Origin of the sequence: Halovenus carboxidivorans (assembly GCF_009831575.1) — an archaeon.
GTDB lineage: Archaea > Halobacteriota > Halobacteria > Halobacteriales > Haloarculaceae > Halovenus > Halovenus carboxidivorans.
On record NZ_WUUT01000003.1, the window covers coordinates 130,968 to 145,427 of the forward strand.

General features: G+C 65.1%; 17 protein-coding genes, 1 tRNA gene and 1 other RNA gene. 11 read left to right on the forward strand and 8 right to left on the reverse strand.

Going from position 1 to position 14,460, the window contains the following annotated elements; all coding sequences use genetic code 11:
• Nucleotides 1-101: 101 nt before the first annotated feature.
• Nucleotides 102-1,001: an acyltransferase gene (locus GRX03_RS08645; protein ID WP_159763814.1), complete on the forward strand. Its 900-nt coding sequence runs from the start codon at nt 102-104 to the stop codon at nt 999-1,001.
• Here the strand turns inward: GRX03_RS08645 and GRX03_RS08650 are convergent.
• On the reverse strand, nt 998-1,585 hold the full coding sequence (locus GRX03_RS08650) for a hypothetical protein (protein WP_159763815.1): 588 nt from the start codon (nt 1,583-1,585) through the stop codon (nt 998-1,000). The genes GRX03_RS08645 and GRX03_RS08650 overlap by 4 nt on opposite strands.
• A gap of 248 nt (nt 1,586-1,833) precedes the next feature.
• Here GRX03_RS08650 and GRX03_RS08655 point away from each other — a divergent pair, with 248 nt between their 5' ends.
• The 4 genes from GRX03_RS08655 to GRX03_RS08670 all read left to right on the forward strand — a co-directional run bounded on the left by GRX03_RS08655 (nt 1,834) and on the right by GRX03_RS08670 (nt 5,898).
• Complete coding sequence (locus GRX03_RS08655) at nt 1,834-2,253, forward strand: universal stress protein (RefSeq protein WP_159763816.1); 420 nt, start codon at nt 1,834-1,836, stop codon at nt 2,251-2,253.
• A 60-nt stretch (nt 2,254-2,313) separates the two neighbouring features.
• Complete coding sequence (locus tag GRX03_RS08660; protein ID WP_159763817.1) at nt 2,314-4,245, forward strand: heme-binding protein; 1,932 nt, start codon at nt 2,314-2,316, stop codon at nt 4,243-4,245.
• A 210-nt stretch (nt 4,246-4,455) separates the two neighbouring features.
• A complete protein-coding gene (radA, locus tag GRX03_RS08665; RefSeq protein ID WP_159763818.1) occupies nt 4,456-5,502 on the forward strand; it encodes a DNA repair and recombination protein RadA in 1,047 nt (348 codons plus the stop codon).
• 240 nt (nt 5,503-5,742) lie between these two features.
• Complete coding sequence (locus GRX03_RS08670; protein ID WP_159763819.1) at nt 5,743-5,898, forward strand: hypothetical protein; 156 nt, start codon at nt 5,743-5,745, stop codon at nt 5,896-5,898.
• 6 nt (nt 5,899-5,904) lie between these two features.
• On the opposite strand, the gene thrC is transcribed toward GRX03_RS08670, so the two are convergent.
• The 3 genes from thrC to GRX03_RS08685 are packed head-to-tail and all read right to left on the reverse strand — an operon-like array spanning nt 5,905 to nt 7,896.
• Entirely contained in the window at nt 5,905-7,164 is a 1,260-nt protein-coding gene (gene thrC, locus GRX03_RS08675) for a threonine synthase (protein WP_159763820.1), read from the reverse strand.
• Nucleotides 7,165-7,218: 54 nt separating this feature from the next.
• Nucleotides 7,219-7,605, reverse strand: coding sequence for a helix-turn-helix domain-containing protein (locus tag GRX03_RS08680; protein WP_159763821.1), 387 nt, complete (start codon nt 7,603-7,605; stop codon nt 7,219-7,221).
• 48 nt (nt 7,606-7,653) lie between these two features.
• Nucleotides 7,654-7,896, reverse strand: coding sequence for a hypothetical protein (locus GRX03_RS08685; RefSeq protein WP_159763822.1), 243 nt, complete (start codon nt 7,894-7,896; stop codon nt 7,654-7,656).
• A gap of 88 nt (nt 7,897-7,984) precedes the next feature.
• Here GRX03_RS08685 and GRX03_RS08690 point away from each other — a divergent pair, with 88 nt between their 5' ends.
• Nucleotides 7,985-8,614, forward strand: coding sequence for a histidine phosphatase family protein (locus tag GRX03_RS08690; RefSeq protein WP_368278221.1), 630 nt, complete (start codon nt 7,985-7,987; stop codon nt 8,612-8,614).
• On the opposite strand, the gene larE is transcribed toward GRX03_RS08690, so the two are convergent.
• Both larE and GRX03_RS08700 read right to left on the reverse strand, forming a co-directional pair.
• A complete protein-coding gene (gene larE / locus GRX03_RS08695) occupies nt 8,611-9,465 on the reverse strand; it encodes an ATP-dependent sacrificial sulfur transferase LarE (protein ID WP_159763824.1) in 855 nt (284 codons plus the stop codon). The two genes, GRX03_RS08690 and larE, sit on opposite strands and share 4 nt — an antisense overlap.
• A gap of 53 nt (nt 9,466-9,518) precedes the next feature.
• The gene (locus tag GRX03_RS08700; RefSeq protein ID WP_159763825.1) at nt 9,519-10,118 is read right to left on the reverse strand and encodes an IMP cyclohydrolase; all 600 of its coding nucleotides are present in this window, start codon (nt 10,116-10,118) and stop codon (nt 9,519-9,521) included.
• 107 nt (nt 10,119-10,225) lie between these two features.
• On the opposite strand from GRX03_RS08700, the gene GRX03_RS08705 reads away from it, so the two are divergent.
• Nucleotides 10,226-10,298 (forward strand) — tRNA-Gln (locus GRX03_RS08705).
• A gap of 293 nt (nt 10,299-10,591) precedes the next feature.
• Here GRX03_RS08705 and GRX03_RS08710 read toward each other — a convergent pair.
• Nucleotides 10,592-11,437 (reverse strand): mechanosensitive ion channel family protein, encoded by an 846-nt coding sequence (locus GRX03_RS08710; protein WP_201289208.1) that lies wholly within the window; start codon nt 11,435-11,437, stop codon nt 10,592-10,594.
• On the reverse strand, nt 11,437-12,393 hold the full coding sequence (locus tag GRX03_RS08715) for a hypothetical protein (protein WP_159763826.1): 957 nt from the start codon (nt 12,391-12,393) through the stop codon (nt 11,437-11,439). The genes GRX03_RS08710 and GRX03_RS08715 overlap by 1 nt, the downstream gene beginning before the upstream one ends.
• Before the next feature lie 80 nt (nt 12,394-12,473).
• Here GRX03_RS08715 and GRX03_RS08720 point away from each other — a divergent pair, with 80 nt between their 5' ends.
• The 4 genes from GRX03_RS08720 (at nt 12,474) to GRX03_RS08735 (ending at nt 14,402) form a co-directional block, all read left to right on the forward strand.
• Complete coding sequence (locus GRX03_RS08720; RefSeq protein ID WP_159763827.1) at nt 12,474-13,070, forward strand: class I SAM-dependent methyltransferase; 597 nt, start codon at nt 12,474-12,476, stop codon at nt 13,068-13,070.
• Between the two features lie 122 nt (nt 13,071-13,192).
• Nucleotides 13,193-13,369: a hypothetical protein gene (locus GRX03_RS08725; protein WP_159763828.1), complete on the forward strand. Its 177-nt coding sequence runs from the start codon at nt 13,193-13,195 to the stop codon at nt 13,367-13,369.
• Nucleotides 13,370-13,461: 92 nt separating this feature from the next.
• An RNA gene (ffs, locus tag GRX03_RS08730) (signal recognition particle sRNA) lies at nt 13,462-13,771 on the forward strand.
• Nucleotides 13,772-13,925: 154 nt separating this feature from the next.
• On the forward strand, nt 13,926-14,402 hold the full coding sequence (locus tag GRX03_RS08735) for a ferritin-like domain-containing protein (protein ID WP_159763829.1): 477 nt from the start codon (nt 13,926-13,928) through the stop codon (nt 14,400-14,402).
• Nucleotides 14,403-14,460: the final 58 nt, after the last annotated feature.

Sequence of the window (14,460 nt, forward strand, 5' to 3'; positions counted from 1 at the left end):
TGATATTAGAACAATGGTTCCACAGTGACTCAGTTCACGCGAGCGACGACTGCAGAGCGTGTGACGGGACAATCGAGTACCGCCTCGGTTCCAGCACAGCCATGACGAAACGCCAGGTCGACGTTCCGCCGGCGGTACGAGCGAATATCGAGCGGACGGTCGAAGATATCGACACCCGCCTCGCTGAGGAAGAGACGGCAGTCGTCGTCGGGGAGGTGCTCGCCGATCTGTTCGGCGATTCCGAGGAGTACGGCCGCTACCAGCGGGGAGAGTCCCTGCCGCCGATGACACGGATGCGGGTCGGAAGTTACGATCCCCGAAACGTTCTCATCGAGACCGAGCACTGGGCCGAGCAAGAGCTCTCGAAGCTCCAGGAAAGCAAGTGCCTCCGGTATCTCTGGGCTGGGTTCGACCGATCGCCGCTATCGAACAACATCGCCTTCGCACTTCCGTTCCGCCAGATGCTTGCGGATCATCTCTTTGCCGAGGCTGGTGAGGGGCTTCGGCTGTTCGGTGGGATCAAGATTCAGTGCGGCCACAACGTTAGGATGGGTGACAATGTCGTCGTCCACAACGACGTCTTGCTGGACGACCGCGGCGAACTGACGATCGGCGATCGGGTATCGGTTGCTGACAACGCGCACATTCACACCCACGCTCACGATACGGTCGACCAGACTGAGGTGACGACATACGAGACGATTCTCGAAGACGATGTCCGGTTAGGCTACGGTTCGATGGTCAGTGCCGGCTGTCGGGTTGGCGAGAACGCTATGGTCGGTTCGGGCGCGAAAACACTGGGGGACGTACCAGCACATCACATCGTTGCCGGATCGCCCGCGAAAAGTGTCAAGATCAAGCCGGGTTGGGAGTCGGTCGCGGCGGATCTCGGCCCCCTCGAAGACAATCGGGAGCAGCGCCGTCTCGACCGGGAGTTCCCCGAACCGTTCGAGGAGTTCGACGAGTTCGGCCGTGACCTCTCACCGCCTGGAGCAGGCTAGTTCTCGCCGTTTCCCGATTCTCCGGATCCGGAGTCAATCCGATCTACAGTGTCGCCGCGCCAGGTGTACACGCTGGCTTCGCTATCGCCCGAGATCGGTGACGGATCGTCCGGGCGGCGGTCGTCGATATACGAGACGATGTCGTCGAGTCGACGTTCACTCGTCGCTCGTTCGGCCCAGCAGTGATACCCCTTTGCCGGAGTCCGGAGTTCGAGTCGATTCGAGAAGAAGCCGGTGTGATACGCGACCCACGCGACAGCGTCGTGCGGGATGCTGTAGCTCTCGTCCCCGTCTTCCTGCCCGACGAGACAGACCGTCCGTCGCCCCGTGACCATGATCACCGTCCCTCGGTCCCCGTCCGGGGTGACCGTGTTCGATTTCGTCCCGAGGCCAACCCCTTTCTTCCGGTTCGTTAGCACGTAAGCGGGGCTCTCACTCTCCGCTAGATACGCGATTGGCGGCTCTTCGGACAGGCGCCCGTCGGTGAACTGACGCTCCTCGTCAGCGAGGAGGTCGGTCGTCACCGAGTCGTCCGAGACCATCTGTGCGATGAGGTTGGCACGGGAGATCGTCGAATCAGTCATACCATCTGTATCCGTCACCCCCAGAACTGGGCCGACCCGTCCGGAGGCTCTGTATCTGCCGGAGGATCGGGACGCGGCCGCTTGAACGCTACCCTTATATTATTGCCCACATTACAATGTGTATAATCGCTTCTGTTCGGAAAATAACTACATTTTGGCTATAATCCGGTCTATATGTGGGTGTTTGTTTATCTCCCGTTTCGCATCATACCGTCAGGGCTACCACCACGCCCGACGTGTTGGCGAGTATGTACGACCGGATCCTCGTCGCAGTCGACGGAAGCGACCACGCGAGCAGCGCCGTGACCCACGCGCTCGATCTGGCGGCCCGGCACGACGCCGTGCTACACGCCCTGTACGTCGTCGAGACCCGGACCGCGTACGACAACGCGATCATCGATCCCGAACGGCGCCGCGAGACGCTCCGCGAGGCCGGCGAACGCGAACTCACGGAGGTGCAGGACCGGGCCGAAACCGAGGGTGTCGAGGTCCGAACCGACATCGAGGAAGGGGCCCCTCCCGAGGAGATTCTCGCCTACATCGAGGATCACGATATCGACGCGGTCTGTATGGGCGAGCGCGGGCAGTCCGATTTCAAGACAGTGCTGCTGGGCAGCGCGACGGAGACGGTCATCCACGAGACGGAGGTTCCGGTCGTCGTCGTCTGACCCGTCGCCGTCTCGGGACCAAACGAAACCATTCTTGTCCGCGCGAGCGTACGCGTACGTATGCCTGAAGCGCGCGACCCGCCGCCGACGGACGAAGGCTGGTATGCACTGCACGACTACCGGACGATCGACTGGGACGCGTGGCGTGACGCGACAGAGCGCGAGCGCGAGCGCGCCCTGGCGGAGGTGACCGATCACCTCGACGCCCGTCTCGCCGTCGAGGACGCCGAGGAGGGCGACTCTGCGCTGTACTCGATTCTCGGTCACAAGGCCGACATTCTGCTCTTGCATCTCAGGCCGACCAGCGCACACATCGGCGCGCTCGAACGCCAGTTCGAGCAGACGGAGTTCGCGCGGTTCACCGAACGCGAAACGTCGTTCGTCTCGGTGACCGAAGCGTCGGGCTACTCCGAGGACGCCCGGGACTACTTCGAGGGCGAACTCGACGAGAACTCGGGGCTGTACAACTACATCCAGACTCGACTCAAGCCGACGATTCCCGACGCCACCCACGTCTGTTTCTATCCGATGGACAAGCGCCGCCAACCCGGACAGAACTGGTACGACCTGGACTTCGAGGAGCGGGCCGAGCACATGGAAGCCCACGGCGACATCGGTCGGGACTACGGCGGCAAGGTCGTCCAGATGATTACCGGCGCCATCGCCCTGGACGACTGGGAGTGGGGCGTGACGCTGTGGGGCGACGACCTCGTCGACATGAAGGATCTGCTCTACGAGATGCGTTTCGATCCCTCGACTTCCCAGTTCGCGGAGTTCGGCCCGTTCTACGTCGGCCGGCGGATCGCCCCCGACGACCTCCCCGCGCTGATGGCCGGCGAGGTGGTCACCGCCGACGGCGATATCGAGACGGATCTCGACACCGCGGGACCGATCCACCCGGGGCAGGCGACAGCAGACGCCGGCCACGGTGCGAGCGAGAGTGACTCGGCACGCGCCGGTGACGAACACGCCGCCGACGACGGCGACCACGACGACAGCGGCGCCCCGCCGATGGGCGGCGGCGAGAGCGTCACAGAACAGACCGACGACCTCGCCGGTCGACTCGGGACGCTCGGGATCCAGGCCGGCGAGGAGTACGACGAGGGTGATTTCGGTCTCCTGCTGTACTCTGACGCCGACGCTCAGGAGATCGAATCGGAACTCGGCGGCCTCCGGGAGAACTTCGAGCACTACGACACCCACGTCACCAGCGTCGTCCGGGCACAGAGCGGCCGGTCGGCAATCGTGAGCATCTGGGACAACGAACGGGCGGCCGACACCGCCGAAGGGTTCCTGACCGACCTCCCCGGCGTCGAGGACGGCTATCGCGGCCCGCTCGGTGACAGCGATCCGCAGGACGACGGCGACCACGGCGCTGGTGACGAGTCGCCCCACGCCGGCGGCGACGCCGACAGCATCCGGGACGAACTCGCTGATCTCGACGTGTACGCCGGCCAGCCACACGGCGAGGACATCTACGCGCTCGTGCTCTACTCCGAGGCCCCGCTGTCCGAACTGACCGAGGAGGTCGCGGAGCTGAGCGACGGCTTCGACCGCTACGACACCCACGAGGGCACCGCGGTCTACGACGACCCGGACAGCGACAAGGCGGCGGTGGTCAGTCGCTGGGAGACCGCCGACGCCGCGAACACCGCCAGCGAGTATCTGAGCGATCTGCCCGGAATCGTCGGCTGGGCCGACGAGGGCGAGGGCTTCGAGACGATGGGGATGTTCTACACGGTCAAACCCGACTACCGTGACACCTTCGTCGAGCGGTTCGCGGACGTGGGCGAACTCCTCAACGAGATGGAGGGCCACCGCTCGACGGCCCTTCTGGAGAACGTCGACAACGAGAACGACATGTTCATCGCGAGCCGCTGGGACTCGAAAGACGACGCGATGGAGTTTTTCCGCTCGGAGGAGTTCACCGACACCGTCGACTGGGGTCGAGAGGTACTCGCCGATCAGCCTCGGCACGTGTTCCTGGCCTGATCCCTGCCGGCCGTGGCTCTCCCTTCGCTCGCAGACACGGACGGTTAGCAACGCAGACCGGGTTCGACGTGGCCGCACACGCCCGCGTCTCCCCGTCATCGTGTCTAAAGCTCCGGGTCGTGACAGCTATCACCACGGCACCGTCCGCCAGTTTCACTTTCACTCTGCTGTTAACGGGGCTTTATGTACGAGGGGGCACAACCGACGCGTATGGCAACACAGGAAGATCTCGAAGAACTGCCGGGAGTCGGTCCGGCGACAGCGGAGAAACTCAAAGAGAACGGATTCGACGGATTCCAGGGGATCGCGGTCGCCAGTCCCGGCGAACTCTCGAACACGGCGGATATCGGTGAATCGAGCGCGGCTGACATCATCCAGGCCGCCCGGGAGGCCGCCGACATCGGCGGCTTCGAGAGCGGCGCGACGGTACTGGAGCGGCGCCAACAGATCGGGAAGCTCACCTGGGGGGTCGACGAGGTCGACGAACTGCTCGGCGGCGGTGTCGAGACCCAGTCGATCACCGAGGTCTACGGTGAGTTCGGCTCCGGCAAGTCCCAGGTGACCCACCAGCTCTCGGTCAACGTCCAACTCCCGGCCGAACACGGCGGCCTCGAAGGCAGCGCCATCTTCATGGACAGCGAGGACACGTTCCGCCCCGAGCGGATCGACGACATGGTCCGCGGTCATCCCGACGAGGTCATCGAGGACACGATGGTCCTCCACGGCGTCGCCGAGGAGGACGAAGCAGACGCCGAGGACGAGGATCTGATGGAGGATCTGGTCGAGTCGGTACTCGACAAGATCCACGTCGCGAAAGCGTTCAACTCCAACCACCAGATTCTCCTCGCCGAGAAGGCCCAGGACATCGCCAGCGAGAGCCAGGACGACGAGTTCCCGGTTCGACTGCTCTGTGTCGACTCGCTGACCGCGCACTTCCGAGCGGAGTACGTCGGCCGTGGCGAACTCGCAGAGCGCCAGCAGAAACTGAACAAACACCTCCACGACCTGATGCGCGTCGGCGACCTGAACAACACCGCCGTCGTCGTCACCAATCAAGTCGCGTCCAACCCCGACTCATTTTTCGGGGACCCCACACAGCCCATCGGTGGCAACATCCTCGGCCACACCTCCACGTTCCGTATCTACCTCCGCAAATCGAAGAACAACAAACGGATCGTCCGCCTGGTCGACGCGCCGAACCTCGCAGACGGCGAATCCGTGATGCGGGTCTCCGGCGACGGCCTCGTCGAGGAGTAACTGTCTGACCCGCTACCATTGTCTGACGGGTCGGAGTGAAAGTAAAACACGCGGGAACGAACCACGAGACGGGACTGGAGTTCGATCCGAAACGAGGGGGTTGTTGAACACTCACATCCGTCGCCACAGGTCGCCTTCGGTATCTATCCTCTACCTGAAATTTCGCCACGGCGTCCTGCGGCCGGAGTAACCGCCTTCTCCCTGCCAGCACTTATGAGGCCACTCTGTCAACTGTGCTGTATGACCGACGGCTATCTCGCTCGCCTCAAGCGAGCGCTCCAGAGTGCATTTCTCACCCACGTCCCGGACCACCCCGCCAACGGCGGCAACACCGGTGACAGGGAGTGGCCCGAAAGCGACGAATCAGAGCCTTCGCAGGGAGACAGTTCCGAGTAACGCGGCTCAGTTCGCTTCAAGGTACTCGAGGACGCCCGCGGTCGTGCCGGGGACCGGTTCGGGATCGGCACCGGCCTCGGCGGCCGCTTCGGGGTCTTTCAGCAGGTGGCCGGTGGTGAGACAGACGACCTCCTCGTCGTCGTCGACGACGCCCTCGGCGCGGAGCTTTCGGAGTCCGGCAATCGACGCCGCCGACGCCGGTTCGACGCCGACGCCCTCGCCGGCGAGGTCGCGCTGTGCCTCGGTGATCTTCTCGTCAGAGACCGCCGTTGCGGTCCCGCCCGTCTCGCGGATGCCGGGCAGCGCCTTGGGCGCGTTGACGGGGTTGCCGATTCGGATGGCCGTCGCGCGGGTCTCGACCTCGTCCCAGCGCTGGTGTTCCTCCCAGCCGTGTTCGATTGCCTCGGCCATCGGGGCCGCGCCCGCCGCCTGCACGCCGGTCAACTTCGGCACCTCGCTCTCGTCGATGGCACCGCTTTCGACGAGTTCGCGGAAACACTTGTACAGCGCGGCGGTGTTGCCGGCGTTGCCGACCGGTAGCACGATCCGGTCGGGATAGGAGCCTTCCTCGTCGCGGAACTGCTCCATGATCTCCAGCCCAATCGTCTTCTGGCCCTCCAGCCGGAACGGGTTCAGCGAGTTGAGCAGATACACCTCGCCCCGCATCGCCATGTCCTGAACGATGTCGAGGCAGGTGTCGAAGTTCCCGTCGACTTCGAGGATGCGAGCGCCGTGGAGACTCGCCTGTGCGACTTTCCCCGCGGCGACTTTCCCCGCCGGGAGGAGCACGAGCGTCTCCATCCCGCCCCGTGCGCCGTAGGCGGCGAGTGCGGCGCTGGTGTTACCGGTCGAGGCACAGGCCAGCCGTTCGACGCCGACCTTCTGTGCGACGCGCGTCCCGACGGTCATGCCCCGATCTTTGAAACTCCCCGTTGGGTTCATCCCCTCGTGTTTGACGCGCAGGCGCTCGACTCCGATTTCCGCTTCGAGACCTGGCACGTCGTGTAGCTGTGTCCCGCCCTCCGGCAGACTGACGCCGTCGTCGACCGGCAGCGCGGCCTCGTAGCGCCAGACGTTTCGTTCCCCCTCGAAGTCGTCCCACGTCGGGAGGTCCGCGTACCGGACTTCGAGTAGCCCGTCACAGGAGTCACAGGTGTACCGAACGTCGGAAAACGGCGCGAACGTCTCCGAACACTCGATACAGCTCAGCCAGACGCCATCCTCCGCGCAGGGCGGTTCCTCCGCGGTCAGTTCGAGGTTCGCCATTATACAGGTCTTGTCCCCGTACCTCAAAAGTTGGGCGGTTGAATTGTGGGGGGATTATTCCCGCTCCCCGAACTCGTCGATACGGTTGTGGACGTACTCGGCCCAGGCGTCGAGGGTCTCGTGCATCAGTTCGCGGGCCTCCGGCAGCGGCGTCGGCGAGTACTGGTAGACGTGGCCGCCGCCGTCGAGCAGCCGTCGCTCGCGCGTGGCCAGGCCCTTCTCCCGCAGCGTCGACAGCGAGCGGTTGACGTTGCTCCGGTCCCGGTCGAGTTCGGCCGCCAACTCCTCGACGGTACTGCCCGGAAACTCCAGCAGCGTCTCGTAGGTTTTGGCCTCGTGGCGCTGGATGTTGAACACGCACGCGAGCACCTCGCGGAGATCCGGCTCCTCGTCGAGCATCAACTCACGGAACTTCGCCGGGGACGGTTCGGCATCGACCATACCCCTGGTAACGGCTCCGACCGAATAAAGCCCACAGGTGCCGCCCGCCTACGTCTCGTCCGTGCCGTACCCCTGGTTTCTGAGACAGCTCCGCATCTCCTCCGCGGAGTCGTGTTTGTGCAACCGGGCCGGCGTGTCACAGTAGTACGTCTCGCCGCTGTACCGAAGCGTCACCTCGTGCTCGGAGCCGAGAAACTCCGTCCGCACGACCACCCGTTGCCCGTCTTCGAGCGCCGCCATGATCTCCTCGACGGTCCGTTCGCCGGCCTCGATCACGAGCGGTTCGTCCATAGACGCCCTTCGAGTACCGACCATTTCAGTGGTCCGTTTCCGGCACCGAGTCAGAGGAGTCAAATCGCTCCCGGCCTACCTATCGGCTGTGACGGCCGAGACCGTACTGCTGGTACGCCACGGGGAAACGGACTGGAACCGCGAGGGACGACTTCAGGGCTGGGCGCCGACGCCGCTGAACGAACGGGGACGCGAACAGGCGCGCCGACTCGGTGTCGAACTCGCCGAGACGTACGATATCGACCGTGTCGTCGCCTCCGATAGCCTCAGAACCCGGGAGACCACCGCCGGCATCCGTGACGCCGCTATCGATCCGGAACCGGAGTTCGACTCCGCGTGGCGCGAACGCGGACTCGGCGTCTGGCAGGGCTTCACGTGGGGTGAACTGGAGAGCCGCTTCCCCGCCTTCGAGTACGACAACGGCCTGCTCGCGCTGGAAGAACGGCCGGAGGGCGGCGAGACGCTGGTCGACATGTACGAGCGCGTGCTCGGGGCGTGGACCGATCTCCAGTCGGCGTCGGCCGAGACGACGCTCGTCGTCACCCACGGCGGACCGATTACGGTCGTCCTCGCGCGTCTCAACGACCTCGACATTCCGGCCGCAATCCGGCGCTACAGCATCAACAACTGCGCCGTGACCGAGATCGATCTCGCCCGCGACGAGACCGTACGGGAGAACGAACTGCTCTTCGAGCCCGTTCCGCCGCGAGAGCCCTAATCAGTCGGGTACTCGGCTTCCAGGGGGTCGGGTTCGTCGTCGAGGTCCTCGCCCGCCGGGCTGACGCTTCCGGTCCGGTAGCCGTGTAGATCCAGGGTCACGTGCTCGAAGCCGAGGTCGGTGATGTGATCGCGCGCCGCCCGGACGAAATCCGGATCGAGCGCCACGTCGAGTTCGTCCTCGGAGACCTCGATCCGTGCGAGACCGTCGTGATCGCGCACCCGGAACTGGTCGAACCCCCAGGTCCGCAGGAGCCGTTCGGCCTTCTCGATGCGTGTCAGTCGCGTTTCGGTCACCTCCAGCCCCGTCGGGATCCGCGAGGAGAGACAGGCCATCGACGGCTTGTCGGCGACGGAGAGCCCGTACCGTTCCGCGATCTCTCGGACCTCCTCCTTGGTGATCTCGTGGGCCAGAAGCGGCGAGTACGCGTCGAGTTCGTCGACGGCCTGCAGACCCGGACGGTGCCCCTCACCGGGGTCCGAAGCGTTGGTGCCGTCACAGACCACGTCGATGCCGAGTTCCTCGGCGCGGTCGAACATCGCGCTCAGCCGCATCGTCCGGCAGTGATAGCAGCGCTGTTCGTCGTTGGCGACGAAGGCCTCGCTGTCGAGTTCGCTGAACTCGACGATTTCGTGGCGAATACCGATCTCCTCGGCGACGCGTTTCGCGTCGTCGAGTTCTGCCTCGGGGAGCGTCTCGCTGCGGGCCGTGCAGGCGACGGCATCGCCGCCCAGCGCGTCGTGGGCAATCGCGGCGACGACGCTCGAATCGACTCCGCCGGAGAAGGCGACGAGCACGCCGTCGCGCTCGGCGAGATCCGCTCGGGCGGCGTCGAGTTTCGCTTCGACCATAGCTGCCTTTCTCGTTCACGGCGCAAAAACGCGTCGCACCGCTCTCCGACGGTCTACTCGTTGACAATCGCGGTCTCGAATCCGTCTTCGGTGTACTCGACGCCGGCGGCACAGACCCGGTGCTCGAACTCGTGGTCGTACAGTTCCCGGGCCGCCCCGGCGGCGTCGGTCGCGTCCAGATCGAAGGGGGTCGGGCTGTCCTCCTCGTAGGTCGCGACGAGTGTCGGTTCGGTGACCTCCTCGACGAGCAGCGCGTCCCGTCGAACCGTGCCGACGTACCCCGCCGGCTCCGCGTTCGCGGAGGGGTCGTCAGTCAGCCCGACGATGCCGGCGATGCGGGGCGTGTCGTAGTCATCCTTCTCGAAGTCCAGCGCCAGCAACGGCTCGGCCAGCGCGTCCTTCGCGGGATACCCGAGCGCGAGTTTCTCGGCGATCGGATCGACGTGCGAGCCGTTGCCGATCACCGCGCCGCGGTCGGTCAGTTGCACGCAGTTGTACGAGATGTAGGGGTTGTCGGTCTCCTCGGCCGCCTCGGTGGGACCGACGGTGATGGTCCCGTCGCGGTCGAGTGTCTGCCTGTTCGGGAACGACCGGGAGGAGACGCGGTATGCGCCGACCTCCGGGCCGACGACGACGAATCGTCCGACGTACATACGTCCTTGTGCTGACCGCGCCGGCATGTAGGTATCGGAACCGGCCTGGTGGCCGTCGACCGCTTACGACACGTATAAGTGCGATCATCGATTACGTGCGAGTGCACAGTCCATTGGGGTAGTGGCCAATCCTGAAGCCTTCTGGGGGCTTCGACCCTGGTTCGAATCCAGGATGGACTACTCTTCTCTCGACTCCGACTGTCGGTAGTCGATACTGTCGTCAGTCGACACGCCACAGAGAACGTCGTCGAAAAATCGGTACCGCGTCACAACGGCGAGAACCGGTGTACCTCCCGTGCGTGATTGAGGAGTTCCTCGGTGCTGTCGAAGGTTTCGCCACATGCACACCGATGCGCCGCCGGTTCAGTCGACCGTTGTGTCGACATACACACACCCACGTGCTCCAAATTCATAATAGTTGTTCATGTTTGGTGGTGTGTCACAGATTTTCGGTTTTCCGGTCGAACGCTCGGCTACTCGGGGTCGTACCGGGCCGGCAGTTCGGGCGTCTCGATGTCTCGGCGCTCGAACGCGGCGCGCGCTCGGCGGGTCACGTCGGAGGCAAACGCCAGTTCGTCGCGGTGGTCGCCGACGTAGGCGCGGCCCCGGATCCGCTGGTGGGTGACCTCGTCGGCGACCCGGACCCGGACCGGATGGTCGTCGCTGACGTGGACGTACTGCGAGGTAATTAGTGCCTCCCTGAGCACTGCCATCGCCTCGTCGGTGTCGGCTTCCGAGGCAATCGCAACGTCGACGGTGACGAGCATCTCCGGGTCGCCGGCGTTCGCGTTGACGATACTCGCCTGGAACAGCTGGTCGTTCTGGACGACGACGGTGGAGTCACCGGGTGTCTGGACTGATGTCGAGCGGAGACCGATATCGACGACCTCGCCGTACTGGCCGTCGATCGTGATCTTATCCCCGACCTGGTATGGTCGCTCCGTGATCAGGATCAGGCCGCCGAACACGCCCGAGACGAGGTCCTGGAGGCCGAACCCGATGGCCGCGCCGACGAGCCCCGAGACGGCGAACAGCTGCGCCGCGGTCAGATCGAGGACCGGAATGAGGATGAGATACAGCGCGACCGCGTAGACGATCACCTTGACAATCGGGACGAACATCTTGATCGTGATCCGCCGAGAGGGACTGCGCTCGGCGGCCACCGAGAGTCCGAACGCGAGCAGTTTCGCCCCCACGTAGGCCCCGACCAGGACGACCACCGCCCCGAGCACCGTCGAGGCGTCGACGGTGGCCCCGAGCCCCTCGGGAGTGAGATTCAGCGCCCGACCGGCCCGTACTGCCGTGCTCCCGGCGGTCATCAGAGGATCCGCCTCCGTTCGGTCCGCTCGACTGCCGTCGGAACCCCGACTGGGGTGAGTATCACCGAATCGCCGTCACGGCTCGTGATCCCGGCGCGGTCGAGGCGGCCGAGCAGGCGGCCGTACCGCTCGCCGACGCGGTCGGCGAGGATCTCGCTGTCGCTCCGCTCGCCCGCGAGCAGCAGCCGGAGGAGGAAGTCCCCGGTCTCGTCGAGGTCGACGGCGGGCGTTTCGAGATCACTCGGCGAGACGCCGTCACGGCTCGCCCGGTCGAAGACGGCGAGTGCCACGCCGGGATTGCCCCGCGACAGCGCACAGAGCCGGCTGAAAAACGACTTCGTCGGCTCCGGCGTCGGCCAGATCTGGTCGTTGAGCACGCCGAAATCGAGGCTCGGCACCGAGATCCCTCTCCAGGTGCGGTCGTCCGTCGAGACGATCGAATCCCCGAGGTTGTCCCCTTCGATCTCCGGAACCTCTCGGCGGTCCCGGACGTACGCTTCGAGTTCGTCCGGGCTGAACTGCCGGATAGAAAACGACTCCGCGAACACCTCTCCGACGGATTCGACCTGATCGAGATACGCCCAGGCGCGGTCGTTCCAGCCGGTGACGACCGCGTGGTCGGCGTCGCTGAGCGCGGTGAGCACGTCTCGAAGGAGATCGAAGCCACCGATCCGCCGCGTGTACAACTGCTGACAGTCGTCGACGACCAGCGGCCCGCCCCCGATTTCTGCCCGTATCCGCCCTGGATCCGTCGGGTCGAGGCGGACTCGCTCGGCACCGAGCGCGTCGGCGGCGTGAGACAACAGGGCTCCGCGGCCGGCGTACGGTTCACCCGCCACCGCGATGGTCCGGTCTGCCGCCAGCGCCTCCTCGAACGCCTCGAACTCCGAGAGTAGCCGCTCCGGTGTCGGCGGGGTCGATGGCGGCGGAACGTCTGCTGACGAGTCGACGGCCATACTCCGGCATGCGGCCGCGATCAGATAAACGTTCAGCCCCGTCGGGACCGGGTTTATCCGGATCGAAGCCAACTACACGTATGGATCGATCCGAACTCCGCGAGGCGTGGGACGGCGTCGCCGAGACGTACGCCCGCCGCCGCGATCCCTCTGGCTCCGACGCAGACCTGATCGACGACCTGCTGGCGGAACTGCCAGCCGACCCGGACGTTCTCGACATCGGACCCTGTGACGGCGCACGAACGCTCGCGAACCTCCCCGCCGGAAGCGTCGGCGTCGACATCTCTCGGGATGCGCTGGAGTTGGCACGCGAGACCGTTCCGGAGTCGACGCTCGTCCAGGGAGATATGGCGGTCCTCCCGATTGCTGGAGACTCGATGGACGGGATCACTGCCTACCACGCCGTCTTTCATCTCCCCCGGGAGGAACACCCGACGGTCTACGAGGAGTTCGCCCGCGTCCTCCGTCCGGACGGACGGCTCCTGATGACGCTGCCGAGCGGTCGATTCGAGACGACCCGCCGCGGCTGGATGGGCGGGTCGATGTTCTTCTCGGCCCCGGGTCGACAGCGGACGCTCGATCAACTGCGCTCGGCCGGCTTCACGGACGTGCGAACGGAGACGGCGAACGATCCGCTGGGGAGCAGTACGGAGTTCGTCTTTGCGACCCGGGAGTGAGGCGGCCTGAAGCGTGCTCGGCAATCTCTTCGCCCTTGCCCTCCCGAATGCGCGTCTCGATCCGAGCTGAATCGGTAGGATCGATACAACATATTAAGTCGTCGTTGGCGAACAATACTCGCATGTCGCCAGATGACACGCGACGGCGGGATATCCTTCGGATGTTGATCGCGCTCCCTTTCTTCATGCTCGGGACGGCGGGTAGCGGATCGACGCTGGTGATGCTTCCCGGCATCGTCATCACAATCGTGGTGGCCTCGGCGGAGGCCGGTCGGATTCTGACCGGCGCTCAGTTCTGAGCCACTCGCGCCGTGAGCCGGTCCGCTCGGGCAGTTTCCACGCCGGGACACCCAGCTATCGAAAGGTCCTTATGACAACCCGTGGTAGGTTCAGATGGACTAGGTCGGGCGGTTAGGCCCCGCTCCTCGCCACGTGTGGCCTCAAGTGGGACCGAACGCCGGGGGCGTGCGGTCAGACGGCCGCGGGCCCCGCAAGCCAACGTCGAAGCCTCGTCCTGCGGGGACGGAGGTCCGGATGGCTGTGTCTGCAGGGACACAGGCGTCCGGTTAACCGGTGCCAGTCCGTCAGGCGCGGAAGCGAGCAGCGGAGCACTGGACATCTGTCGCTCGTAGGGTCGCGGGGTGGAGGAGGCACGCGGGACTACCCGCGGTCAGACGCCGCGCAATCCTGGCCGTCCACTTCCACATTCTGAGCGAACCGAAGGCGTCGAGCCGCGGCTCTCTCCCGGACAGGTCGGCTCCGACGCGGTGAATCAGAGAGGGAACCGCTTAAGTCGTCGTGTACCACAACTACGAGTATGCAACGGCGACGTATCCGGCCGCCGGAGGGATCCGTATGAGCCTCCAGTCGCCGGTCGGATCGGATCACCAACTCGCGCGCCTGCTCCAGATAGGGGCCGTCCTCGAGGAGGTCGTCGAGGCCCGGGCGACCAAACACTGCGAGTCCGACGCCATCGACGACGACGTCCGCGGCATGCTCGAGGCGGCCGCCGCCGAGTCCCAGCGCCACCGCGAACGGGTCGACGACCTGATCGACGAACTCGACGCGGACACGATCCCGTTCGACGAGATCCAGCCGCTGGTCGAACAGCAGTACGAGGCCGATCAGGACTTCGACGGCGTGCTCTACGACCAACTCTGTAACGAAGAGACGGCCTACAAGTTCTACGACGATCTGATCCAGGCGGTTGAGCAGTCCGACGCCACCTTCAGTATCGACCGCGACCGTCTGCTCTCCATTCTCCGGGAGATTCGCGCAGAGGAGGAGGCGGGCGTCGAAGAAGTCACCGAACTGATGGAACGAGGGATATGAGCGACCGAGCCACGACAGCCGACGCGCGCGCCTCGGCGGTAGCGGTCCGTCCCACGCA